This is a genomic window from Stenotrophomonas sp. 99219_Sma (assembly GCF_056480785.1).
In genome coordinates, this window is the sequence record NZ_CM151117.1 from 2,853,247 (window position 1) to 2,877,622 (window position 24,376).

The 24,376-nt window shown below is 64.6% G+C and carries 25 protein-coding genes; 15 read left to right on the plus strand and 10 right to left on the minus strand.

Translation table 11 applies throughout. The features are described from left to right. Nucleotides 1-8 precede the first annotated feature (8 nt). The 6 genes from ACZK13_RS13120 to ACZK13_RS13145 all read right to left on the minus strand — a co-directional run bounded on the left by ACZK13_RS13120 (nucleotide 9) and on the right by ACZK13_RS13145 (nucleotide 6,041). Nucleotides 9-1,274 carry a TrbI/VirB10 family protein gene (locus ACZK13_RS13120; RefSeq protein ID WP_006374750.1) on the minus strand — a complete coding sequence of 422 codons (1,266 nt, stop codon included), beginning with the start codon at nucleotides 1,272-1,274 and terminating at the stop codon, nucleotides 9-11. Beyond that, nucleotides 1,271-2,050, minus strand: a complete 780-nt coding sequence (locus ACZK13_RS13125) for a TrbG/VirB9 family P-type conjugative transfer protein (RefSeq protein ID WP_006374751.1) — start codon at nucleotides 2,048-2,050, stop codon at nucleotides 1,271-1,273. The genes ACZK13_RS13120 and ACZK13_RS13125 overlap by 4 nt, the downstream gene beginning before the upstream one ends. Next, nucleotides 2,047-3,102, minus strand: coding sequence for a VirB8 family type IV secretion system protein (locus ACZK13_RS13130; protein WP_032129528.1), 1,056 nt, complete (start codon nucleotides 3,100-3,102; stop codon nucleotides 2,047-2,049). The genes ACZK13_RS13125 and ACZK13_RS13130 overlap by 4 nt, the downstream gene beginning before the upstream one ends. A gap of 91 nt (nucleotides 3,103-3,193) precedes the next feature. Then, nucleotides 3,194-3,640 carry a hypothetical protein gene (locus tag ACZK13_RS13135; RefSeq protein WP_032129529.1) on the minus strand — a complete coding sequence of 149 codons (447 nt, stop codon included), beginning with the start codon at nucleotides 3,638-3,640 and terminating at the stop codon, nucleotides 3,194-3,196. A 427-nt stretch (nucleotides 3,641-4,067) separates the two neighbouring features. Further along, entirely contained in the window at nucleotides 4,068-5,747 is a 1,680-nt protein-coding gene (locus ACZK13_RS13140) for a type IV secretory system conjugative DNA transfer family protein (RefSeq protein WP_478481768.1), read from the minus strand. A 36-nt stretch (nucleotides 5,748-5,783) separates the two neighbouring features. After that, nucleotides 5,784-6,041 (minus strand): hypothetical protein, encoded by a 258-nt coding sequence (locus ACZK13_RS13145; RefSeq protein WP_478481770.1) that lies wholly within the window; start codon nucleotides 6,039-6,041, stop codon nucleotides 5,784-5,786. Between the two features lie 235 nt (nucleotides 6,042-6,276). Here ACZK13_RS13145 and ACZK13_RS13150 point away from each other — a divergent pair, with 235 nt between their 5' ends. Then, complete coding sequence (locus ACZK13_RS13150) at nucleotides 6,277-7,488, plus strand: MFS transporter (protein WP_478481772.1); 1,212 nt, start codon at nucleotides 6,277-6,279, stop codon at nucleotides 7,486-7,488. Nucleotides 7,489-7,504: 16 nt separating this feature from the next. Here the strand turns inward: ACZK13_RS13150 and ACZK13_RS13155 are convergent, their stop codons facing one another. Continuing rightward, the gene (locus tag ACZK13_RS13155) at nucleotides 7,505-7,984 is read right to left on the minus strand and encodes a MerR family transcriptional regulator (protein WP_125893909.1); all 480 of its coding nucleotides are present in this window, start codon (nucleotides 7,982-7,984) and stop codon (nucleotides 7,505-7,507) included. A gap of 89 nt (nucleotides 7,985-8,073) precedes the next feature. Between ACZK13_RS13155 and ACZK13_RS13160 the strand changes: the two genes are divergently transcribed. The 4 genes from ACZK13_RS13160 to ACZK13_RS13175 all read left to right on the plus strand — a co-directional run bounded on the left by ACZK13_RS13160 (nucleotide 8,074) and on the right by ACZK13_RS13175 (nucleotide 10,626). Continuing rightward, nucleotides 8,074-9,312, plus strand: a complete 1,239-nt coding sequence (locus ACZK13_RS13160; RefSeq protein WP_478481773.1) for an NADH:flavin oxidoreductase/NADH oxidase family protein — start codon at nucleotides 8,074-8,076, stop codon at nucleotides 9,310-9,312. Between the two features lie 93 nt (nucleotides 9,313-9,405). Next, on the plus strand, nucleotides 9,406-9,882 hold the full coding sequence (locus tag ACZK13_RS13165; protein WP_049398236.1) for a hypothetical protein: 477 nt from the start codon (nucleotides 9,406-9,408) through the stop codon (nucleotides 9,880-9,882). A gap of 103 nt (nucleotides 9,883-9,985) precedes the next feature. Further along, nucleotides 9,986-10,255, plus strand: a complete 270-nt coding sequence (locus ACZK13_RS13170; protein WP_010484830.1) for a hypothetical protein — start codon at nucleotides 9,986-9,988, stop codon at nucleotides 10,253-10,255. A gap of 125 nt (nucleotides 10,256-10,380) precedes the next feature. Beyond that, on the plus strand, nucleotides 10,381-10,626 hold the full coding sequence (locus tag ACZK13_RS13175; RefSeq protein ID WP_049398237.1) for a hypothetical protein: 246 nt from the start codon (nucleotides 10,381-10,383) through the stop codon (nucleotides 10,624-10,626). Nucleotides 10,627-10,671: 45 nt separating this feature from the next. Here the strand turns inward: ACZK13_RS13175 and ACZK13_RS13180 are convergent, their stop codons facing one another. After that, on the minus strand, nucleotides 10,672-12,201 hold the full coding sequence (locus ACZK13_RS13180) for an FAD-dependent monooxygenase (RefSeq protein WP_478481775.1): 1,530 nt from the start codon (nucleotides 12,199-12,201) through the stop codon (nucleotides 10,672-10,674). Between the two features lie 82 nt (nucleotides 12,202-12,283). Here ACZK13_RS13180 and ACZK13_RS13185 point away from each other — a divergent pair, with 82 nt between their 5' ends. Together ACZK13_RS13185 and ACZK13_RS13190 are read left to right on the plus strand one after the other, a co-directional pair. Further along, nucleotides 12,284-12,928, plus strand: coding sequence for a TetR/AcrR family transcriptional regulator (locus ACZK13_RS13185; RefSeq protein ID WP_478475991.1), 645 nt, complete (start codon nucleotides 12,284-12,286; stop codon nucleotides 12,926-12,928). A gap of 73 nt (nucleotides 12,929-13,001) precedes the next feature. Next, a complete protein-coding gene (locus ACZK13_RS13190) occupies nucleotides 13,002-15,143 on the plus strand; it encodes a TonB-dependent siderophore receptor (RefSeq protein WP_478481777.1) in 2,142 nt (713 codons plus the stop codon). A 56-nt stretch (nucleotides 15,144-15,199) separates the two neighbouring features. Here the strand turns inward: ACZK13_RS13190 and ACZK13_RS13195 are convergent, their stop codons facing one another. Continuing rightward, entirely contained in the window at nucleotides 15,200-15,481 is a 282-nt protein-coding gene (locus ACZK13_RS13195) for a hypothetical protein (protein WP_071227584.1), read from the minus strand. A gap of 208 nt (nucleotides 15,482-15,689) precedes the next feature. Between ACZK13_RS13195 and ACZK13_RS13200 the strand changes: the two genes are divergently transcribed. From ACZK13_RS13200 to ACZK13_RS13235, 8 genes are all read left to right on the plus strand, one after another. After that, nucleotides 15,690-16,364: a response regulator transcription factor gene (locus ACZK13_RS13200; RefSeq protein ID WP_032128606.1), complete on the plus strand. Its 675-nt coding sequence runs from the start codon at nucleotides 15,690-15,692 to the stop codon at nucleotides 16,362-16,364. Next, nucleotides 16,364-17,713, plus strand: coding sequence for a sensor histidine kinase (locus ACZK13_RS13205; RefSeq protein WP_032128607.1), 1,350 nt, complete (start codon nucleotides 16,364-16,366; stop codon nucleotides 17,711-17,713). The genes ACZK13_RS13200 and ACZK13_RS13205 overlap by 1 nt, the downstream gene beginning before the upstream one ends. A gap of 323 nt (nucleotides 17,714-18,036) precedes the next feature. Further along, the gene (locus ACZK13_RS13210) at nucleotides 18,037-18,453 is read left to right on the plus strand and encodes a hypothetical protein (RefSeq protein ID WP_478481779.1); all 417 of its coding nucleotides are present in this window, start codon (nucleotides 18,037-18,039) and stop codon (nucleotides 18,451-18,453) included. A gap of 135 nt (nucleotides 18,454-18,588) precedes the next feature. Then, on the plus strand, nucleotides 18,589-19,779 hold the full coding sequence (locus tag ACZK13_RS13215; protein ID WP_478481780.1) for an efflux RND transporter periplasmic adaptor subunit: 1,191 nt from the start codon (nucleotides 18,589-18,591) through the stop codon (nucleotides 19,777-19,779). Beyond that, entirely contained in the window at nucleotides 19,776-21,740 is a 1,965-nt protein-coding gene (locus ACZK13_RS13220; RefSeq protein ID WP_478481782.1) for a MacB family efflux pump subunit, read from the plus strand. Before ACZK13_RS13215 ends, ACZK13_RS13220 begins: the two co-directional genes overlap by 4 nt. 90 nt (nucleotides 21,741-21,830) lie before the next feature. After that, entirely contained in the window at nucleotides 21,831-22,226 is a 396-nt protein-coding gene (locus tag ACZK13_RS13225) for a hypothetical protein (protein ID WP_478481784.1), read from the plus strand. Nucleotides 22,227-22,252: 26 nt separating this feature from the next. Further along, nucleotides 22,253-22,630 (plus strand): EF-hand domain-containing protein, encoded by a 378-nt coding sequence (locus tag ACZK13_RS13230; protein ID WP_049463021.1) that lies wholly within the window; start codon nucleotides 22,253-22,255, stop codon nucleotides 22,628-22,630. 115 nt (nucleotides 22,631-22,745) lie between these two features. Next, nucleotides 22,746-22,943 carry a hypothetical protein gene (locus tag ACZK13_RS13235; protein ID WP_032128612.1) on the plus strand — a complete coding sequence of 66 codons (198 nt, stop codon included), beginning with the start codon at nucleotides 22,746-22,748 and terminating at the stop codon, nucleotides 22,941-22,943. Between the two features lie 109 nt (nucleotides 22,944-23,052). Here the strand turns inward: ACZK13_RS13235 and ACZK13_RS13240 are convergent, their stop codons facing one another. Next, a complete protein-coding gene (locus ACZK13_RS13240; protein ID WP_478481785.1) occupies nucleotides 23,053-24,375 on the minus strand; it encodes a Smlt3024 family type IV secretion system effector in 1,323 nt (440 codons plus the stop codon). Nucleotide 24,376: the final 1 nt, after the last annotated feature.

Genomic DNA, 24,376 nt, shown 5'->3' on the forward strand with positions numbered 1-24,376 from the left:
TCGTTGGGTTACCGGCGAGGATGCAGCACGCTCGTGAAGTCGACGTCCTTGGCGACGTACACATTCACGATGGTGCCTTGGTTGATGGTCACGGTCGGCGGGCGACGTTGGCTGAGCGACTCGTTGGCCAGGCGTTCCATGGTGCGCGCGGTGGCGCTCTCATAGGGCGACTGGATGGTCATGCCGTTGTTGGCCACCGTGGTGGTCTCCGGGCCATGTTCGGCGGCGGCGTACTTGAACGCGTCGGCCAACAGGCTGATCATCAGCGCCGACGCGATACGGCTGCCCCAGTGCGCGCTGTACTGGCCCGGGTGGCCTGCGCCACCCAGCTGATCAACGCCCGGGCTGGACATTGCCACGTCAATACCGTTCGGCGTGGTGATGCGGTCCCAGATCACTTCCACCCGCTTGCCGGTAGGACCACCGCCATAGGCGCCATAGATCTTGGAGCCCTTCGGCAGCAGCAGATTGCGGCCGTTGATCGAGTACACCGGCTCTGTCACCAGGCACGAGGTGTAGCCCGCGATGTCAGTGATGATGCGGGTTTCCAGTACACAGCGCAGATAGGTTCCTCGCACCAGCAGCGCATCGGGGCTGCGGATGTAGCTGGCATTGGACACGTCATCCACGTCGGGGCCACGACGCACGCGCGCTGGCGCTGCATTCTGCTGCCCGTTCATCTGCTGCAGCATTGCCCGCGTGTATTCGTCCATGCCCGCCTGCTGCGAGCGCTCCTCATCCTGTGAACCGCCATTGCCAACGAAACCGTCGGCACTGGCACCCATCCGACGTTCGGCAAGCGTCGGACCACGAGGGCCCGCGGAGCGATCTTCCAACGTCACTGGCGGCTCAGGGCGACTCGGCCCCAATGGAGGCGGCGGCAACATCGGAATCGGATCAACGGGCTGCATTGCCTGCGCCGGACCCGGATCGGTCTGGACAGCATCCGGCAGTGTTGGCGTGCTCGCGCGCGCAACATCCGGCACCTTCGGCGCATCGTCCTTGTCTTGGCCCTTGCGGAAAAGCAGGAAGCCCATGGCAACAAGCAGCACCACGATACCGCCCAGGAACAGCAGCGCCTTGCGGTTCAATCGCTGCTCTTCAGCCGAGCGCAGCTGCGGCGCGGCCGCGTCCAGATCCGGTGCAGGCTCAGCCTGGGTCGTGCCGAAGTACGGATTCGTCTGCGCCTCCGGAGCAGCCTGTGCACCGTACGGACTCTGGCTCTCGTCGCGTCCGTTGTTCGGGTCGTTTCCGGGAGTGTTCTGCTGGCTCATTTCTTCACGTTCCTTCGCAGGCCGACGACGAAGTCGCCGTGGCGGATGACCAGGTACGGGTAGGTCCCGTGCACGATCAGCGTATTGCCTTCAACCGTGGTGTTGACCACGAAGTCTTCACCGTATTCCGTTTCACGACCGAACACGGCCGGGAAGATACCGGTCTTGTACTCCGGCGAATTCGGTAGTTTCAGGTAGGTGAAACGGCTGTCGTCGTAGGCGTTGACCGGGATCAGCCAACCCATCTTCTTCGCCTTGCTGGTCGAATAGGAGTAGTTGAAGTTGTACTGGCGGTCCTTGGCCAGTTCAGAGCTCAACAGCGGCTGCGCCTCCTCTTCCACCGCTTCCTGCGCGACGCCGAACACGGTGTCGTTCGGGTAGGTGAAGGCGATCTTGTACTGCACGCCAGCACGACGGGCCTGTTCCAGCTGGCGCCAGTCAGTGGCCACCACCTTGAGCTCGAAGATGTAGGAATGGGTCTCGGTGCGCACCATCATGTTGGTGTCGACGTCGACGTTCTTCGGCTTGAGATAGAACACGTTCTCGCGACGGGTCAGTTCCCAGCCGCTGCTGAAGCCGGTGCTGTAGTCGAGGATCTTCTCGTTCGGGCTCAACTCGATCTGGGTGGTCAGGCCCAGGCCGGTGCGAACCGGATAGATGCGGTCCTTCTCGTACTCGTAATGGTCCACCGCCTGCGCCATCGCCGCTGCTGAAAACAACAGCGACAACATCGACAGCAGCGCCAGTGCGCTTCCCCTGATATTTCGACTACTCATCGGTTGCTTGCTCCATCAGCAGTTCCGGTGGAATTGTTCTGCGCCGGCCTCATGGCCGGCTGTCCGGGCATGGCCTGCCCCGGCATTGCTTGCCCCTGCACCGGCTGACCCGGCATGGGCTGCCCCTGTACGGGCTGACCCGGCATCGGCTGGCCCGGCGTCGGGCCATTGGCCGGGACGGCGACCGGCTGGCCGGTGGCCGGATCGATCATCGTGGCCGCGGCCGGGTTGTTGGGATCGTAGACACCCTGGGCCTGCTGCGCGGCCTGTGCAGCCTGCTGCGCCTGCGCCTGCATGGCGCCGTCATCCGGCACCGGGACGCCACGGGAATAGTCGTTGTCGACGCGATACTCGGTGACCTGGAAGGCCAGCGGATTGAGGATGCGATCCTGCTCGGACAGCGCCAGGTTCTGGTTGTAGCCGAAGCGCATCGTCACCAGCTGGTTGTCCAGGTAGGTGGCAACGCCAGTGCGCTTGTCCAGCAGGCTGCGCTGGATGCGCACCGAAGCGCCGCGGAAGCTGCCGTTCGCTTCGGCGCCCAGCGGCGTGATGCTGAGGATCTTGACCCGGATGGCACGTTCGCGGCCATACATGACGAACGGGTTCTGCGGGTTGTTGCCGGCATAGCGCACGCGCATGGACTGCGCCACCGGATCGGTGGACATCACGAACACCAGTTCCCAATCGCGCAGGCCCATCACCGCCGAGTCGTACGACTCGCGCGCCAGTACGTACTGGGCCACATTGCTGCGATTGATCGCTTCGTTGCTGGTAATCGTCTCGCCCTGGAAGGTCCCGCTCAGGCGTGCGACCGTCGCGGTACCCGTGTACGCATCGGCCATCACCAGGAACGGCACCTTCTCCTTCAGCGGCAGCATGTAGTAGTAGCCGCCCGCCAGTGCGAGCGACATCAGCAACGAGCCCGTGGCGACCCACCAGGCACGGCGCTCGCTGCGACGCGCCATGTCGGCCACGGTGATCTCGTAGCTGACCGCCTTGGCGACCGACTGCTCGACCTTGGGACTGTTGCCGGGATCCTTCTTGCGGAACATGGATTCTTCCGTACTGCTGAAACATCAATGGGCATGGAGCCCCTGCGACAGGCGCGCGGGGAGCGGCACGTTCGATGGTTTCGAGGTGGACTCAGGTGCCGCTGTTGGAATCAGCGCCCTGCGCCGACGCGGTGGGCGTCGAGCCTGCGCTCTGCACAACGATCTGGTTGCCAACAATGGAGACGGAGATGCCTTGCGCCGAATACGCCGAAGTCAGATCGATCACGGCCTGCTGCGCATTGGTGGTGTCGATCTTCGAGACCGCGCCATACAGCGTGAAGTCCGAGCTGAGGCGGTAGTCCAGTGTTCGTCCGGAATCCTTTGCCCAGCGCTCGAGCATGGCTTTGAGCGTGCCATCCATCGGCGAGGCCTGGTAGACGTAGCTGGAATACAGCGGGATCTCGGTCGTCGCCACGGCAAAGCGGTTGACCGGCTTCCAGCGCCCACCGAAATCGGGGGCGGACTTGGTGGCACACCCTGCCACCATCAGCGCCGCAACTGCGGCGATGGAGATTTTCGCGATAAACGCCTGATTCATACGGGCTTCACTTTGACGTACGAAAAAGCAGTCCCGAGCGTTGGTTCCCTGGCCGTCCGGCGCTGCATGGCGCACGCCGGAATCGGGGAGACGCGCTGGCATGCAGCACACCTGCCCCGGCTCCCCTGCAGCCCGAAAGCTGCCAACCAGGTCGCGGGGCCGCCAGACGTTGCCGACGACACACCCGCACACCCTCACCAACGTCGAAACCATCCTTGTTTCCATGGCACAAACTCCTGGCCACCCTGCGTTACAACTTTTGCCATCCAGCACACACTTCTGGATGACGCACACAGAGTTACACAACCACGCGTCAATTCCATGTCAGACAAGTCTGAAAATCTATGAACAGATGCCGAATTTTTGACTCAGCTCACGCTTTCACGTCGGTGAATATGAATCTACGTCACAAATTTAGCGACGTGAATTAGACGTTAAGCATCGGAACGTCGACCTTCGGCAGCAGCCGCGATGTGAAATAGCGATCCTTGTAATAGCGGATCTTGTCGCACTTCACCGGATGCGGTATGCCCTCGTAGAGGAATACTTCCTTGTCCGGCCCCATCGCCTTCAGCTCCTGCGGCAGCATCAGTGCACGCCGCTCTTCGGTGAAGTTATGGGTCTTCTCACGGGCATGGGTGACGTTCTTCTTGCGGACGGTGGTGTAGCCCAGCATGTCCGAGTAGTCGTTGGCGTCCTGCTGCTCGCGCGGCGCGTACAGGATCTGCAGTGCGTGGTTGGTGATGATCGTGCGTGACACTTCCCGGCCGTAGGTGGCATCAAGCTGGGACATGCTCTGGATGATCGGCAGCAGGCGGATGTTGTAACCGGCCATGTAGGACACCGCCGAGGCGATGATCTCGACCTTGCCGATCGAGGTAAATTCGTCCATCAACAGCAGGCACTGGAACTTCAGGTCCGGGTTGGACTTGGGCAGTTCCTTGGTGTTGAGGTTGATCAACTGGCTGAAGAACAGGTTGATGATCAGCCGGCTCTCGGCCAGCTTGTTGGGCTGGATGCCGATATAGATGGTCATCTTCTTCCTGCGCACATCGGTCAGCAGGAAGTCGTTGCTGCTGGTGGCCTTGTCCAGCACCGGATTGATCCAGGGATTGAGCGGCTCCTTGAAGGTGCCCAGGATCGAGGCGAAGGTCTCGTCGGCCTGGGACAGCATGTTGGCGAACGCCGAACGCGCGTTGGCGCTGAGGAACGACCGCTCCGACAATGCCTTGAGGTACTTCTTCAGATCGGTGCCGTCCCCCGACGACAACCGGTAGACAGCGCCCAGCGTGGGCGTCCCCGAGCCGCCCGGGAAACCGCTGCTGCGCTCGTCGTCCCAGTTTTCGAACAGATACAGGGTGAAGGCCATGAACGCGTTGCGCGCCTGGCTGACCCAGAATTTCTGGTCCTCGGCCCCGTCCGGATACAACATCGCGGCGATGCTCATCAGGTCCGAGACACGGAACGCCGGGTCATCGGAAACATAGCTGAGCGGGTTCCAGCGGTGCGTGCGCCGATCTTCGGCGAAAGGATTGAACAGGTAGATCTCCTGCCCTTGACTGGCACGCCAGCCACTGGTCAGGTCGAAGTTCTCCTGCTTGATGTCCAGCACCACCAGCGATTCGCCGTACTCCAGCAGGTTCGGGATGACGACGCCCACGCCCTTGCCTGAACGGGTGGGCGCTGCAAGGATCACGAACTGCTGGCCGTCCAGCCGCACCAGCTTGCCGCCATGGCTGCCAACCACGATGCTCTGGCCGGTCTTCTTGAACATGCCGTGCTTGGACAGGTCGGCGCCGGTGGCAAAGCGCGCGTCGCCGTGCAACGAGCGCTTGTCCTTCTTCAGCAGCAGCACCAGGCCGGTCACCAGCAGCACCAGCAGCGGCAGGCCGAAACCGAGATAACCAGCCCACTTGATCTTGCCCACGAAGGGCGCGACCTGTGGCTGGCCCAGCGCGTTGAAGTACTGGTAGTAGGTGTTCCATGTGAACAGCTTGGTGTCCAACCCCAGCAACAACAGGGTCAGGTAACCGGAAAACACGAAACCAAGCAGCAGGGTCGCCAGCGTGATGATGGCGATGAGCAGATACTTCTTACTGGGCAACACCCGGATCCTCCATGATGCGCACAAGGGCGCGACGGCCTAGCGGCGGCGCCAGCGCGACGCCTTCTTCCGCAGGTGGTTTTCGTTCTCCAGCCCGGGCTCTTCGCCCTCTTCACGCGCCAGTGCCTGCAGGCGTTGGCGCGCTTCGGCCAGCGACATCAGGTCGGTCAGACGATCCCCATCGTCGGCGACGACCGCATGGCCGACCACATCGCCCGGAGCGTACACCGGCGCGTAGGACACCGCTACCAGCTGATAGCGGCCGCGCGTCTCCAGCACATGCATGAATTCCTGCATCGACATCCTCCTTGTTCCAGCACTCCGCAGCCCCTGTGTTTCGCATCATGCCGACGTCCATGTCGTCATTACATGCAGGACGCCGACAACAATGCGCCGAACCTGCTTTCGTACCGAGCCCGTGCCCGGCTTGCCGCAACCCCACGGATCAAACGCTGATTTACCCCCAGCGTGGCTGCTGCTGTTGCGGTGCAGCAGTACAATGCACGGCTCCCCGCCCCCATCGCGCCCCCGCATGAGCCCCAACTCTTCCCTGGCTGCGCGGCTGACGCCCCGTCAGCGCACCCTGATCATCCTTGCCCTGTCCCTGGGCGGCTTCGCCATCGGTACCAGCGAGTTCGCCAGCATGGGCCTGATGCTGGAGATCAGCCGTGGCCTGTCGATCAGCGAAACCCAGGTCGGCCACCTGATCAGCGCCTATGCCATCGGCGTGGTCGTCGGTGCGCCGATCCTCGCCTTCGTCGGCGCCAGCTTCCCGCGCCGCAAGCTGCTGCTGGCACTGATGGGCTTCTATGCTGTCGGCAACCTGGCCAGCGCACTGGCACCGAACTACGGCACGATGCTGATCGCACGTTTCGTTGCCGGCCTGCCGCATGGGGCCTACTTCGGCGTGGCGATGCTGGTGGCCGCCGCGATCAGTCCGGCCGGCCAGCGCGGCCAGGCGATGTCGCGCGTACTGCTGGGCCTGTCGATCGCGATCCTGGTCGGCAATCCGCTGACCACCTGGCTGGGCCAGCAGCTGAGCTGGCGCACCGCCTTTGCCCTGGTCAGCATGCTGGCCATCGCCACCGTGGCGATGATCGCGCGCTTCCTGCTGCCCGACCCGGACGAGGTGCGCACCTCGCCGATGCGCGAACTGCGCGCCTTCAACACCACCCAGGTGTGGCTGGCACTGGCGATCGGCGCGGTCGGTTTCGCCGGCATGTTCTGCGTGTTCACCTACCTGGCGCCGACCCTGGTGCAGGTCACCGGCGTGGCCGAATCGTGGATGCCGCTGGCGGTGGGCGTGTTCGGCATCGGCGCGATCATCGGCAACATCGCCGGTGGCTGGCTGGTCGACAGGTTCCACTTCAAGGCCGCCGCGGTGGTGCTGCTGTGGTCGATCGTGATGCTGCTGCTGTATCCGCTGGCCGCGCAATCGGTGTGGACCATCGGCCCGATGATCATCACCGTCGGCACCATGGGTGCGCTGGCTGCGGTGCTGCAGACCCGCCTGATGGACGTGGCCGGCGAAGCACAGACCCTGGCTGCCGCCTCCAACCATGCCGCCTTCAATACCGCCAACGCGCTCGGCCCGTGGCTGGGTGGCATGGCGATCAGCGCCGGCTTCAGCCCGGCCAGCACCGGCTACGTCGGTGCGGCCACCGCCATCGGCGGCCTGCTGCTGTGGTGCGTGGCGGTGATGCTGGACAAGAAGCGCAAGAGCGCCGTCGCCGGCAGCCTCTGAACATCGCGCCGGATCGTCATTCGCTGCCCGTGCGGCGGCGGCGATCCGGCCGCAGCAACGCGGTATCGCCGGCCGCCAGGGTCGTCCGCGCCAGCTCACCACGCTTCACCCGGTCCAGCACCCGCTGCGAATTGGCCGCGCAATCGATGCCCTCCGGCCGCGCCTGGATATCTTCGATCAGGGCCAGCAGGTGCGCACGGCTCTCTGACAGCCGCAACTGCAGCGCTTCGATGTCGGCCACCTTCTGCTGCAGCATCGTGATCAGTACCTCGTGCTGCCACTGGCCCATGTCCGGCGGCAACAGCGCGCGGATCTCTTCCAGGCTGAAACCGGCGCGCTGCGCACCGGTGATCAGTTCCAGCAGCAGCACCGCCTGCTCCGGATAATCGCGGTAGCCGTTGGCCTGGCGCTGGACCACCAACAACCCGGCCTCTTCGTAGAAGCGGATGCGCGACGCTGCCAGGCCCGTGCGGCGGGCCAGCTCACCGATCTTCATCTGCCTGAATCCTCGACATGGAAGCCTGTTGACCTTCAATCAAACTTGAAGGTTAGCGTAGCCCCATTCCCCTGTCCTGGAGCTGTCCGATGTCGCTGTTCTCGCCCCTGGCACTGCCCTCCGGTGCCGTCATCCGCAACCGCATCGCCAAGGCGGCGATGGAGGAAAACATGGCCGACGCTGACCACGCTCCGTCCGAAGCGCTGCTGCAGCTGTACCAGCGCTGGGCCGACGGCGGCGCCGGACTGATCATCACCGGCAACGTGATGGTCGATGGGCGCGCCATGACTGGGCCCGGCGGCGTGGTACTGGAGGATGACCGCCACCTCGACCGCTTCACTGCCTGGGCGGACACTGCCCGCTCGCGGGGTGCGCAGATGTGGATGCAGATCAATCACCCGGGGCGGCAGATGCCGGCCGCACTCGGTCAACCCGCGCTCGCGCCGTCGGCCGTTGCATTGCAGATGGGCGCGCTGTCCAAGCAGTTCGCACCGCCGAAGGCGATGACCGAGGACGACATCGACTCGGTGATCGCGCGCTTCATCCGCAGTGCCGAACTGGCCGAGCGTGCCGGTTTCAGTGGCGTGGAGATCCATGCCGCGCACGGCTACCTGCTCAGCCAGTTCCTGTCACCGCTGTCGAACCGGCGCGAGGACCACTGGGGCGGCAGCCTGGAAAACCGTGCGCGCTTGCTGCTGGAGATCGTGCAGGGTGTACGCGCGTCGGTGGCGCCCACATTCGTGGTGGCGGTGAAGCTCAACTCCGCCGATTTCCAGCGCGGCGGTTTCTCGCCCGAGGATGCGCGCGCCGTGGTGGAGATGCTGGCCCCCCTCGGTGTGGATCTGGTCGAGCTGTCCGGCGGCAGCTATGAAGCACCGGCCATGACCGGCGCCGCACGCGACGATCGCAGCGTGGCCCGCGAAGCGTACTTCCTCGAATTCGCACGCGAGATCGCCACGGTGGCAACGATGCCGTTGATGGTCACCGGCGGCATCCGCCGCCGCGAGGTGGCAGAACAGGTGCTGGCCAGCGGCGTGGCTATGGTCGGCATCGCCACCGCCCTGGCGATCGAGCCGGATCTGCCACAGCAATGGCAGCAGGGCCGCGACCCGGCGCCGACGCTGCGCAACATCAACTGGCGCAGCAAGCCGCTGGCGGCCAGCGCGCACATGGCCGCAGTGAAGTATCAGCTGGGCCGGTTGAGCCGGCGCCACCCCACCGCACCCACGGTTTCACCGGTATGGGCACTGCTGCTGGCACAGGCGGCCACAAAGTGCCGGACCCGCCGCTACAGGCGCTGGATCAGTGCCCGCGCCATCGCACATTGAGCCGCGCGGTCTTCTCATCGCTGCAGCGATGCGCCACCATCTGCAGGATCGGCGGCGGTCCGCCGCCGGTCGCAGCACGCAGAAGGAACCACCGTGGCAGCAGGATCAACCAGGAACCGCGAAAAGCTGCTCGATGACCTGCTCTCGCTGGGCCGCAACTGGGCACTTGCCATCGCCATCGCCGGTGCCGGGGCTGCCGTCCACTACAACGAATCGGTCTACGAGGCCGGGCTCTGGCGCGGCCTGTTGCCCACGCTCTGCTTCCTGGTCGCGATCATCTGGATCGTGCTCAGCATCATCCGCTTCGACCTGACCATCCAGCAGCACTTCGAGCGCAAGCTGTCGCGCTGGCTCAGCCGCCTGCTGTATGTCGTGCTGCTCGGCACCGGCATCACGGCCGTGTTCTTCGTCACCGAGCTGGCAGAGAACAACCATATTGCGCGGATGTGCGACTCGGTAGCCAACGAACCCGGCAGCCGCATCCACAGGTCGGCCGAATGCCAGCGCCTGTATCAGCACCGCGCTGCCTACCGGCAACGGTTGGAATCGGCCGAGGGTGAGTTCGACTGAGGCCTGCATCGGCCCTGCATCGCGTGCGCGAAAAACACATGGCGTGGATATGTGATCGGGCACAGTGGCTGCGCCTCCCTTGCAGCAAACGAACGCCGCCGACATGCACCACCCGCCCGCCCCTGCCCGTCACGATGCCATCGCTCTGCAGGCTGGCGTGCTCGGCAGTGTGCTGGGCGTGACACTGTTCAAGGCGATCGCACTGTCAGCGCTGGCGAGTGGCTCTTTGATGGTGATCGGGCTGTGGCTGCTGGCCTGTGCGCTGCTGGCTGCCTGGGCACTGGCCGCCTGCCTGGCCTGCCTTGCGCTCAGCCGGCGCGTATTCGTGCTGATGCTGGCGCTGAGCATGATGCTGATGATCTGCGTGGCCTGACAGCAGCAGGCGCCGGACTATCGCGCATCTGTTACAGAATAACAAGTGTGATTGGTCGGATTGTCTGCGCCCGGTGTCACGGATTTGAATTCCATGGCCAGCCCGGCACCACCCGAGACCCTCCCATGAACCTGCAGCCCCTGCTCCGCACCACCCTCGTCGCCATCACTCTGGCCTCGCTCAGCGCCTGTGCAACCTATGACGACAGCAACATGCATCAGGCCTGCCAGGAGTCGCCGCATCTGAAGGACCTGCCGCGCGAAGTGGCTGCCCGCGAGAGCCGCTGCAACAAGAGCATGGAAGTGTGGTCGAGCGAGCGCAAGGGCAGTGACCGGCCGATCGACCTGAGCGGCAAGAAGAAGGATCTGTAACCGCACCCGGCGCAGCCCACATCGGCTGCGCCTCCGCCCTGTACGTCAGTCAGCCTCCGGCAGTCCGAACCCGCGCTGCAACGCTTGGCGCAACCCTGCCTGATCACCTCCCGCATCGCAGGCCCACGCGACAATTCCATCGGGCCTCACCAGTACCGCCCCCAGGCCGAGCGCATCGTCCACCGCCGAGGCAATGCGGGTGAACGGCTGCCGCCAACGGTCGACGGGGTTGTACGAAGCGCCGTTCTCATCGAGCACAAGCAACACCCCCTGCCCCGTCCTCAGCACCTCTCCCATGCGGCGGCCATCGGCCAGCAGGAAGTCCGGCACGCTGCGACCGGCCAATGGATGGCCATCGCCCAGATCGAGCTGTTGCGACACGCCCCAGACCCGTTCGGCCAGATAGGTGGCGCCATCGCGGGTGCCGGCCAGATCGGCCATGACCGCCGCCAACGCGCGCGAACCGGCTCCAGGACGCATCAGCGCAACCTGCGCGCGCGACCAGTCCAGTACGTTGGCGCCAATTGGATGCCGTTCCGCGTGATAGCTGTCCAGCAGCGCCACGTCAGCGTCACCGCGTATCACGCTAGCGAGTTTCCAGCCCAGGTTCATCGCATCGCCGATGCCCAGATTCAGGCCCTGCCCTCCCAACGGGGAATGCACGTGCGCAGCGTCGCCTGCCAGCAGCACGCGGCCGTTGCGATAGGCGCTGGCCTGGCGCGCACCATCGGTCCAGGTGCTGTGCAGATGCAGCGCGGTGATGGTCACGTCGCGGGCAGACACACGTCGCAGCAGCGATTGCGCTTCATCCAGCGCGAGAGGTTTTCGATGCCCGGCACCGCCATCGAAATCGGCAAGCGCGAGCACACCGGGGGGATTGAAATTGCACATGCCCTGCGCGGTGTACTGACGGCCCGGGGTCAGCACGCCGGGATCTTCCAGATCGACCTGCAGCGAATGACCGGTGAATTCGGGATCCGTGCCGATGAAACTGAAACCGCATTGCTTGCGCACGGTGCTGCGGCCTCCATCGCAACCTACCAGCCAGCGACCACGTACCGCCCCGTCAGCGGTCTCGATCTCCACTTCGGTTGCACCGGCGCGCACCGCCTGTACCGCACGCCCGCGTTCGATGCGCACGCCCAGCGTGGTCGCACGTTCGGCCAAGACCGTTTCCAGGGCCTGCAGCTCCACCGCCATCTGGCTGCCCACCGGCGACGGCAGGCGCCAGGTCCAGCGCGTGCGGTCGACGTCGTCCAAGGCAAACGGTATTCCGGCGAAGTGGCCGCCCAGCGCCCGCGGCTGCGCGAGCCAATGGGCGGTGCCGGGCGGCGGCGCCCCCTTCTCGGGCTTGAGCACCTGTGTCGCGGCGACCGCGTCCAACAGGCCGCGCCGATCCAATGCCTCCAGCGTAGAGGCGTTCAAGCCGCGCAGCCCGAATGGCAAGCGCTTCAACGGCGAGCCGGCGGACCTGGCCTGTTCCAGCACCAGCACTGAACACCCGGCCTGGGCCAGTTCACAGGACAGGAACAGGCCCACCGGGCCAGCACCGGCAATGACGACGTCGTACAGCATGGGGAATCCTTGTGAGCGCCGGGTCGGCGCTCTGGCGGGTCAAATGTTACACTCGGTGTACGTTTCCACAAGTGAATCGCCCATGACCCCGCCTCCAGGTCGTCGCGAACAGCGCAAGGCCGAGACCCGACAAGCGATTTCGGACGTCGCCACCGAGCTGATCATCCGGCGTGGCTTCGAGGCCGTCTCCATGTCCGAAATCGCCGAAGCCGCGGGCGTCTCACGCAAGACGGTCTTCAACTACTTCGCCAGCAAGGAAGACCTGGTGTTCGATCGCGATGAGGAGGCGCGCATGCTGCTGCGCGAGGGCATGATGGCGCGCAGCGGCATGACCCCGCTGGCGGCCTTCCAGTCACTGGTGCGCGAGTTGCTGGAGGCTGGCCATCCGCTGCTGCGCATCAATGCCGGCGCTGCCGCCTTTTGGGGCACCGTGGCGGAGAGCCCGGTACTGGTCGCGCACGCGCGACGGCTGCAGACGCAGTTGACTGACGACCTGGCGCGATTGATGGCCGACGCTGCCGGCCGGCCAGAACATGACGCCGAAGCGCGATTGGGCGCGGCCATGCTGCTGGCGTCGATGGTGGCGGCCTATGAGAAGGGATTGGCAAGCCAACTGCAGGGCGAGGACCCGCGTGAGGCCATGCTGCAGCTGATCGTGCGCGGCGCCACCGGGGTACTGGTGGCCTTGGCGGGCACCCCGTATACGGACCCCGGCGCGCGTCCATAACGCATTCGGGGGATAGGTCACGAAGTGTTGCAAATGTTAATCTTTCTCATTTGCAGACACACCCCCTCTCCCGATGCCTTTTCCAATGCCCCTGCAACGCGCCTTGTGCCTGGCACTGACCCTGCCCCTGGCAACCCTTGCCCATGCTGTCGAGCCCTCCACTCCCGCGCCAAAGGACCTGGACAAGGTCGAAGTTCGCGGACGTGCACAGACCCTGTACCGGGTGGACGATGCTGCGGTCGGCACCCGCACGGATACACCGCTGGAGCTGGTCCCACAATCGATCCAGGTCATCCCGCGTGAACTGATCGACGATCAAGCCGCGCGTCAGGTGACCGACCTCTATCGCAGCATCAGCGGCATCAGCTACTTCAGCTATGCCGGGGTGACCCTGCGCGGCTTCCGCCAGGAGAACGTGCTGTATGACGGCCTGCGCGGCGACCCGTATGCAGGTTTCTCGGTCCCGCAGTTGTTCAACATCGAGCGCGTGGAAGTGCTGAAGGGACCGGCAGGTGCGCTGTATGGCGGTGGTGATGCAGGCGGCGTCATCAACTATGTAACCCGCAAACCGAAAGCCAGTGCCGGACACAACATCGAGATCCAGCTGGGCGACAAGAACTTCCGTGCCGGATCGATCGAGGGTACCGGGTCGTTGAATGCCTCCGGCGGCGTGCGCTATCGCGCCGGGCTGTATGCCGACAGTGAAAAGGGCGTGCGCTGGAACACCGACAGCGAAAGCGTGATCGGCGACGCCTCGCTGGCCTTCGACATCGGCCAGACCGGCGAGCTGGTGCTGCAGTTCACCGACATCACCCAGAACCTCGGCGGCAATCGCCTGCGCGGCGTGCCGGTGAATGATGCGGGCACCTTCCTGACCGATCGCCGCTGGAACCACAACGAGGCCAGCGACTTCCTCGACATGCGCGCCAAAGTGGCGCTGGCGCAGTACCGCTTCGCACCGCGCGACAACCTGGATGTGGATTTTGCCGCTCGCTGGTTCAGCAACAACGAGCACCAGATGTACCACGAGCCGATGGGCCTGATCGATCGTGACCGCGATGGCGTGGCCGAGTGGATGACCCGCCAGCTGCGCAACCAGATCCGCGACAACGAAGCATTCACTGCCAACGGTAATGCAGTCTGGCGGGTGACCACCGGCACCGTCGAGCACAAGGTGTTGTTCGGTGCGGACGTGTATCAGCTGGATGCGGATTTCACTGCACAGACCGCCAACAGCGCCGACCTTGCACGTGGTGCGGGGCCGGTGCGCGGCATCGACCTGTTCAATCCCGTGTACGGCGACAGTACCTGGCACGACTACAACCTGGCGGCCCTGCCCTGGCGCAGCACGTCCACCCGCAGCAAGCGCTATGGCGGCTACCTGCAGGACGAACTGGCACTGGGCACACGCTGGCATGTGCTGGCCGGGTTGCGCTGGGATGGCTTCAAGGACGACGACCGCATTGCCGGCAGCAGCGTGGATGGCAACGACCTCAGCTGGCGGCTGGGGAGCACGTTCACCGTGCGCGAGGGCCTGAATGTCTACGCCAACGTGGCCAGCGGCTTCGTACCGCAGAGTGCTGCCAACCAGAACCCCGCCGCTGGCGGGCCGTTCGATGCAGAACGCAGCAAGCAGTGGGAAGTGGGCATGAAGTCCCTGCTGGCCGACCGTGTGACCTTGAACATGGCCGCCTACCGGATCGACCGCAGCAATATCGTGCAGGCCACCGGCGAAGTGATCGGTGGCGTGAACCAGTTGGCCGCGCTGGGCCTGGTGCGCAGTACCGGCATGGAGCTGGATTTGCTGGCCGACCTCACCGAGCGCTGGGTGCTGAATCTGACCTACGCCTACAACGATGCGCGGGTGAAGGATGCAGGCCCGAATGGCATCACCAACGCTTCCGGCGACCGATTCGCCAATGCGCCACGCAACAAGCTGGGAATGTGGACGCGTTATGACCTTCCGGCGATCAACTCCGCCATCGGCTTTGGCATGGATCACGTTGGCGAGCGCGTCAGCCTGGACGGGCAGACGGTCAAGGCCTACACCGTGTTCGACATGAGCTGGAAGACCACATGGAAGCAGTGGCAGTTCCAGGCCAACGTCAAGAACCTGTTCGACAAGGTGTACGCGGCCAGTGGCTTCATCGAACGCAACGGGCATTTCCCGGGCGAGCCACGGCGGGTGTATATGCAGGCGGCTTACAGCTTCTGACGCAGAGCTGGGGGCGGTGATGATGGGGAGGTGGCAACCCACCTCCCCTGTGGGTGTCAGTGCGAGCAGGCCACCAGCATCGAGCGGGTGGCCATCTGGGTGGAGGTGAAGCCGTTCTTGTTGCCCACCGCGATGGCGTTGCCGTCGTCGCCATCCTTGCTGAAGACTACATAGCCGCCTGGGCACATCTGTCCGGCCTTCTCGTAGCAGCCACTCCAGGAACTGGAGCCGCTGCAGTCGATGGAGACGCCGCGCCGGCCATCGGGTGTAACGGTCATCTTCGCGGTGGTACAGCCACCCAACGCGGCCACGAGCAACAACGGAACGAACAACTTCATGGGTACTCCAGGGATTGGGGGCAGCGAGTGGGCGCCAAGGCTGGAGTACCTGGATTGCGCGAACCTTGCGCCGACAGCGTGTTTCCTGCGTCACCACAGCCGTGCGGAAGATCGGGAAGGCACGCCATGTTCACGCAATGTTCCTGTAATACGGTGCCGGCGCGTGCCGAACCGGCCTGCCACGCCCCTTCCTGCCCAAGCCCTGCCGATGCACATCCTGCTGATCGAAGACGAAGCCGAACTGGCCGCCACCCTGAAATCCGCCCTGCAGCGCGAGCGCTACGTGGTGGACCTGGCCAACACGCTGGCGCTGGCCCGCGAAGCGGCCCTGTGCGGATCGCACGATCTGGTGCTGCTGGACCGCACCCTGCCCGACGGTGACGGGCTGGGATTGATTTCCCTGCTGCGTGAGCGCAACCCCGGGGTGCCGATCATCGTGCTGAGCGCGCTGGGCCAGCTGCCGGACCGCATCGCCGGCCTGGATGAGGGCGCGGACGACTATCTGACCAAGCCCTTCGCACTTGAGGAACTGTTCGCCCGCATCCGCGCTGCAGGGCGCCGGCCGAGCGGCATGCAGGTGGAACTGGTCAGCATCGGCCGGTTGGTGTTCGACCCGGCATCGGGTGAAGCCAGTGTGGGCGGGCAACGGCTTGAGCTGCCGCGCCGCGAGATCCGTGTGCTGACCGCGTTGGCCCGGCGGCTGGGGCGCACCGTGCTCCGCGAGTCGATCGAAATGGCAGTGTATGGATTCGATGACGGCATCCATTCCAACACGCTCGACTCGCACGTCTCGCGCCTTCGCCGCAAGCTGGCCGATGCCGATGCAGGAGTAGAGATACACGCCATCCGTGGCGTCGGCTATCTGATGCGGGAAGCCAAGTAATGGCGCGCCGTCCCTCGCTGAAGCGCCCGTTGATCGTCAAAACGCTGATCTATCAGCTGCTGGCGTTGCTGGTGGCGTTCTTCGCGCTGCTGATGGTGCTGATACGTGCCGACAGCGGTGGCTACTACACCATCCAGACCTTCGCGCCGGTGGCGGCCGACGCGGTGCACCGCGACCGCAATGGCGACCTCTACGTGCAGAACACGCCGGAACTGGCCGAACTGCTGAAGGTCGTTCCCGGTGCATGGTTCATCGCCGAGGATGAGCACGGCCACCACGTTACGTTCGGGCCTGTGCCGCCGGCCTATGCCTCGCTGGTAGGCGCACTGGATGGCATCCCCTTTGGCGACCTGCGCGGGCGCGACCGCAGCGATGGCCTGGCCGTCGTGGTCCGCCAGCACAGCGGGCCGGCCGGCAAGCTGACCATCATGGCCCATGGCGAAACCGATACGCTGACCTGGCAGATGGCGTTGGCGGCACACATCATCACCCTGCCGATCTTCCTGCTGCTGGGCCTGGCCACCATCGTCCTGACACCGATCATCGTGAGACGAGCCCTGGCCGGGGTGGAGCGCATCGCCCAGGAAGCCCGCAACATCTCCGCCAGTCGGCGCGGTGTCCGCCTGACAGAAACCGCGGTGCCGGTGGAGATCGCTCCGTTGGTGACGGCGGTGAATGAAGCACTGGAGCGGCTGGACGAGGGGCACGAGCGGCAACGCCGCTTCATCGCAGCCGCCGCGCATGAGCTGCGTACCCCCATTGCGATTCTGAGGGTGAAGGTCGATGCGGCCGACGACGCCACCTCGCGCAACCTGGCCGTGGAAGTGGCACGGTTGGCGACGCTGGCAGAGCAGTTGCTGGATCTGCACCGCATGGACGAAGACGGGCCGAAGGAAACCATCAACCTGGCGCGGGTGGCCAAACGGGTGGCCGCCGATCTGGCGCCGCTGTTGATCCAGTCGGACAAGACCGTAGCCGTGGCGGTGGAATCGCACTTCCCGGTGTTCGGCGAGACCGGCGCAGTGGAGCGGGTAATCTCCAACCTGGTGCTGAATGCCGCCGAACATGGCGGACGCCAGATCATCGTGCGCGTTCAGGGCAGCTGCCTGGAGGTCGAGGACGACGGCCCCGGCATACCGGTCGACCAGCGCGAACGGGTTTTCGAACCCTTCCAGCGGCTGCGGCCGCGGCAGACAGGCGCAGGCCTGGGGTTGAACCTGGTGCGCCAGGTGATCGACCGCCACGGAGGCCACGTCACGATTCTGGATGCGCCTGGCGGTGGTGCATTGATCCGTGTTGAGTTTCCACTGCACCCGGGCGTGACCAGCGCGCCACCGCTGGAGCACTGAACACACCGCGTGCACCTGTGTAACTGGCACCTGTCCATGCGATGCCGGTAGCGAGGACAGGCAAGGTTGCGGCAATGTTCGCTGCACAGCATCGGGGTGTGGCACCTGCCGTGCCACCGCGTTCCGATCTGACAGGAAGCCTGCATGTGACCCAGGGAGCTCCGCCACCGTCCTCTTCCACGCGCACTGTGCCACCGCGGAATTCGCCGGGCCTTACCGCTGCCGCATGGAATCGCCACCCGCGTACTGGCCGCGCGCTCGGCCTGGAACATTGGCCGCATTGGCTGCGGGCAGTTCCCGAAACCGAGCGCGCAGGTGTATTGATGCGGCTGTTCGGCGCCTTGTTCCTGCTGCTGCCCGGCATTGCACTGGTGGCTTCAACGTACAGGCACGCGAGCGCTGCGGCGGCCGCTGCTGTGCTCCTGTTCGTTGCCGTGCATGCTGCGCTGCATGGGTTGGCGGCATGGCGTGCGGCAACCTCGCGCCCGATGCCACCACTGCTGCGCGTCCTGGATGGTCATGCCGCCGGGATAATGATTGCCAGCGCGCTGCTGATCAGCATCGGTGCAGGGATGACGAAGCTGCCTGTTCCAGCATTCTTCTGGTTGTTGGCCGGCGCGGTGAGTCAACTCTTCGCTGCGCGATTGGCAGGTCACCGGCTGCGCAATGCACTGCTGGTTCTCGGTAGCGCCCTGCAGTTCATCGCCGTAGCATTGCTCGCCCTTCTTGCCGCACGCTGACACAGCGATAGCCCCGCAAGGTTCACGCAACCCAGCGCATCGAGACTCGACGGCCAACCCCGTCTGCCACGCCAGACGTGTGTCTCTACTGCCGCGAGGACCCGCGATGACCTGTCTCTACTGGATGCTGCGACGATGAGCGCCGCACCACGCAAGCGCCGCCGCGCGCTCCTGATTGCTACCGCCCTGCTGTGCAGCGCACTGATTCTGTTCGCATGGTTGCGGCCGACACCACCACCGCAACTGCAGGTTGCACCCGTCGTTCGAGGCAACATCGAACAGGTGGTGGAAGCCACTGGCACGCTGAAGCCCTCGCGGCTGGTCAGCGTGGGTGCGCAGGTCTCCGGCCGCATCGACACCCTGCATGTGAAACTGGGCGACAAAGTGAAAGCCGGCGATCCCATCGCCGATATCGATTCGCGTACTCAGCGCAATGCACTACTGAGCGCGCAGGCCGCACAGCGCGCCGCGCGCGCCAACCGCGATGCACTGACCACCGACCTGCGCCAGTTCGAATTGACACTGCATCGGCAGCAGCAACTGGCTGCCGCGCAACTGGTGGCCCGCGCCGACTTCGATGCAGCCAAGGCCAAGGTCGACGCCACCCGTGAACAGATCGCTGCGTTGAACGGTGAAGTTGCGCGCCGACAGACCGACGTCGATGTCGCGCAGACCAATCTGGAGTACACCCGCATCACCGCCCCTACCGACGGCACCGTACTGGCCGTGGTCGCGCGCCAGGGGCAGACCGTGAATGCGGTGCAGAGCGCACCGACCATCGTGATGCTGGGCAATCAGGACGTGATGACGGTGTACGCCGAGATCTCCGAGGCTGACGTCGTACACACCGCTGTTGGGCAGGAGGCGTTCTTCACCATTCTTGGTGATGCCGGCCGCCGCTACAGCAGCAGGCTTCGGGATATAGCGCCAGCACCGGAATCGATCACCAACGAAGACAGTTCCAGCCTCGCCGCACCGGCGGTGTCGGGTGGCAGCCGCACGGCCATGTACTACAACGGCCAGTTCGACGTGGACAACGCCGATGGCCGCCTGCGCAGCTACATGACCGCGCAGGTTCGCATCGTGCTGGGCCGCGCCAACGACGTACTGACCATTCCCTCGGCCGCATTGGGGGCGCGCGCCGTCGATGGCAGCTACAGCGTGCAGGTCCGTGGTGCCGACGGCCGCGCCAGCACGCGGCGCATCACCACCGGGCTGGATGACCAGATCCAGGTGGAAGTACGCGACGGGCTGAAGGAAGGCGAACAGGTCGTGCTGGCGCAGGCCAACGTCGAAGCCACCAGCGCACCCGCGCAACCCAAATGAGTACGACCATGACCGAGCCACTGCTGCGCGTTCGCGGCGTACGCCGTGAATTTGCCGCGGGCGAGCAGACACTGGTGGTACTCGACGGCATCGACCTGGATATTCACGCAGGTGAACTGGTGGCCATCGTAGGCCAATCCGGTTCGGGCAAGTCCACGCTGATGAACATCCTGGGTTGCCTGGATCGCCCTTCCGCCGGCGTCTATCAGATCGCCGGGCGCGAGACCGCGCAGATGTCGCCTGATGAACTGGCCGAACTACGCCGCGAGCACTTCGGCTTCATCTTCCAGCGCTACCACCTGCTGACCGATCTGACTGCACTGAGCAATGTGGAGGTGCCTGCGATCTACGCCGGCATGCCTGCCGAAGCACGCCATGCACGGGCAGCCACCCTTCTGTCGCGGCTGGGTCTGGGCGAGCGTATGCAGCATCTCCCTGGCGAGCTCTCGGGCGGCCAGCAGCAACGCGTTTCGATTGCGCGTGCGCTGATGAATGGGGGCGCGGTGATCTTCGCCGACGAACCCACAGGTGCGCTGGATACGCATTCCGGCAAAGAGGTGATGAAGATCCTCGGCGAGCTGCACGCGGAGGGTCATACCGTGGTGCTGGTCACGCATGACATGGCCGTGGCCGAGCATGCGCAGCGCATCATCGAAATCCGCGATGGGCGGATCGTGGATGATCGTGCAACCGGTACTCCTCTGGCAGCGGGCGTGGCGACGCCAGCCGTGCCCCAATCCGTGGGTAGCAGCGGCTGGCAGGTCTGGCGGGACCGGTTCGCTGAAGCCTTCCGCATGGCACTGCGCGCGATGAACGCCCACCGCATGCGCACCTTCCTGACCATGCTCGGAATCATCATCGGCATTGCTTCGGTCGTGGCGGTGGTAGCACTGGGCACCGGTGCACGGCAGGCCATCCTGTCCAACATCTCCTCGTTGGGTACCAACACGATCGAGATCCATCCCGGTTCCGGTTTTGGCGACCTGCACTCGGCGCGGGTGGAAACACTCACCCCCGGCGACAGCGTGGCCCTGGCCCGGCAGCCATTCGTGGACAGCGCCACCCCGGGTGTTGCCACCAGCGGCACCGCCCTGCGCGGCAACCGCTCTGCCAGTGTGCAGGTGCAGGGCGTCAGCGAGCAGTACTTCCGCGTGCATGGCCTGAAGCTCGGCGAGGGCGCCTTCTTCGGTCCACCCGGCGTGGCCGGCTACCAGCAGGTGGTGGTGATCGACGCCAATACCCGCGCACGCTTCTTCGCCGCGACCGACAACCCGATCGGGCAGACCCTGCTGCTGGGCAATGTTCCAGTGCGCGTGTTGGGTGTGGTGAAGAAGGACGCCGGTGCGGCCGGTGATGCATCGCTGCTGCGGGTATGGCTGCCCTACACCACCGCAATGGCGCGCGTACTGGGGCAGAGCCACGTCTCCAGCATCACCGTGCGCGTCTCGGATGCGATCAGCATGGAAGCGGCTGAGCAGGCCATCGCGCGACTGCTGACTCGCCGCCACGGCAGCACCGATTTCTACATGAGCAACAACGCGCAGATCCGTAGATCCATTGAACAGACCACCGGCATCCTGACCATGATGATCAGCTCCATCGCTGCCATCGCACTGGTGGTGGGCGGAATCGGGGTCATGAACATCATGCTGGTCTCGGTGACCGAGCGAACCCGCGAGATCGGCGTGCGCATGGCGGTGGGCGCGCGGCGCAGCGACATCCTGCAGCAGTTCCTGATCGAATCGGTGCTGGTCTGCCTGCTCGGTGGCGTGCTCGGCATCGGCGTGGCGCTGGCGCTGGGCGCGGTGATGGAGCTGGCCGATGCGGGCTTCAGCCTGGTGTTCTCCGTCAATTCGATTCTTGCTGCATTCGTGTGTTCCAGCCTGATCGGCGTTGGTTTCGGCTTCCTGCCGGCACGCCGTGCCGCACAGCTGGATCCTGTGGAGGCGCTGGTTCGATAGCCGCTGCAATTGCTCGCCCTGACGGCAGGTTCACGCAATGTCTGCAGGGTGTACTACGGCTACCAACGATGTCCGCACAGGAGCTGGACGATGTTTCTGAAGACAGGAAGAACCGCGCTGATTCTGGCGGTCGCTGCGCAGCTGGTATTGATGCCGTACGCCGGCGACGCCCATGCGCAGCGAGGCGACCGCTACAACCCGCACTGGAACCAGGACTACCGCGATCGGGAGCGCGATGCATGGGAACGGCGCGAACGTGAGCGGAATCATGAGCGCGAACGCGAGCGCCGGCACGATGCCAAGACCGCCAGTGTCGTGGTGGGCGTGGTAGGTGCAGCGGTGGTGGCCGGCGTGATTGCCGCTGCCGCCAAACGTGAGCGTGAGACCCGCGAGCGCGCCGACTACTGCATGAACCGCTACGGCAACTACGACCGCCGCAACGACACCTATCGCGGCGCCGACGGCTACACCTATCCCTGCCGCTGATCTGCAATTCTCAAGGAGAATCACCCATGACCAGGATCACTCTGTTGATCGCCCTGTGCACTGCCCCGTTGCTGGCCCAGGCCTCACCGGCCGACCCGAAGCAGGCCTACATCGACGCCACATTCACCGCCATGGATGCCAACAACGACGGACGCGTCGACAAGACCGAGTACGCGACATTTCAGCAGGAACGTTTCAGCAAGCAGGCCGATTCCATCGACGCCGCGTTTTCCGCGATGGACAGGAACAAAGACGGCAGGATCAGCAAGGAGGAAGCCAACGTGGTGCCGGAGATCGCGAAGTACTTCGCGGGCCTGGACACCGATGGTGATGGCTATCTGTCGCTGAAGGAAATGCAACAGGCCATGGTTGCCGCTCAGACTGCAGACGCACCAACAAAGTAAATCCAGGGCGGGGCGCTGAAGATGGATACCCATCCGGGCTCGGTGCGGGTTGAATACACCCTCTTCCCACGTTAGCCTCCGAGGTGCCCAAGGAGGGCTATCAACGGAGTGAAGCATGAAGATTGGATTCAAGCTGTCTGTTGCTATTGCGGCTGCTGCACTGACCCTGGGAATCGGCAGTGCCTCCGCGCAGTCCCGCTGTACCCCGTGCTACACCGCCTACGAGGCCTGCCTCGCAGCGGGCAATGGCGAGAAGGTGTGCTACCCGGCTTTTGCCCGCTGCCTGCGGAACAGCGGCTGCACCATCCCGTAAGTCACGCACTGCCGTGATGTGTGCCGGCCCCCATTTCGGGGGCTGGCATTGGCTGCCAGGCGCTGCCCCTTGCTACTGAAGAGGTTCCATACGCGTGGGCGGAGTGATTTCATCCCATCCGCATCGCGTTATTTTCGCGCGCCTGCATTTCGATATCCTGCTGGTGTTGCCCGACGGTCTGCTGCCGCTCCAGACTGGCGGCTTCCATCTGCTGCAACGACTGCGCAACCGGCGTATGCACTGCTACATCTGTTGGCATTGAAACGCGCAGGTGGGCGGGATCGTTCATCTCGCCCTGCACCACGAACACGTTCCGCCCTGCGGGAGCGTCGGCCGTCTGGGCGCTCAGCAGCACGTGATCGGCGCGTTCAAGCTGGTTGCGGCGGGCCAAGGCCATCACGCTCGCCACAAGACGCTCGCTGTTCTCATCGTGGGTGCGCCCGGCGCTGGCATCGATCGCGGCAACGCCTTCGCGCACCTGCTGCATCAATGCGTACTCCCGATGGCCTGGGCCGATGTCCGCCAGGCGGGTCGGCGCCTGTGAGGGATCCGGCACGTCGTCCGCCGCTGCGGTCAGCGGGCTGCGGGTAATGTTCCGATACGGGTCGTCCGGGTGGAACTGGGTACGTTTTTCCTGGCGTTCCAGACGAACCTCGCGCGCGTCGTTGAGTTCAGCGATACGGGCGGGATCGATGATCTCGCGCAGCGACATGTGACCGCCGCCCGCATTGACGCTGGCCCATTTTCTGTCGGCTTCGAAGTACACCGCGTAGTAGCTGTTGCCGCCGATGACGTTCGGATCGACCGCTGAGCGCCCCTCCAGTGCCTGGGTGGCTTCCAGCACGCTCAACCGGGTCAGGTACTGCCCGCCCTTCGCCCATCCCATCTGGCTGATGGCATCAACGCTGGTGTTGCCTACGCGCGGGCCTCCGGCGTAGTCGTTGTCGAGCATGTTGGTCCAGATCTGCTCCAGCTTCTCGGGGCCGCTCTTCTGCTCAGCCGCCTGCAGCAGCACGCGCGGCGTCCAGCAGTTGGGATCAAGCTCATGCCGTTCAAATGCCCGATCGTGGGCCAGCATCACATCCTTGCCGGGAAGATTCAGTGCCAGGTCTGGGCGGCGCTCGTTCATCCACTGCTGCCGCAATTCAAGATCTCTTTCGAGCAGGGTCTGCCCAAAGGACTCCCACTGCCGCTCGGTCAACTGTGCATTTGAGAAACGCGATCCCTCATCCTGTTGGGTCTTCGCGTAGTTCTGTGCATAGGTGTTCGCTACACGTCCCGGAAGGCTGTCATTGCGTACAACACCCAGTGCCAGCGTCCCGTAGCCATCGGCTCCCGGCTGCTGCGACAGGTAGTTCCAGTAAAGCTCGCGGTTGCCGTCTCTGGCATAGCTGCCAAGGACTCTGAGATCGCGTTCGGTCAATCCACTCATA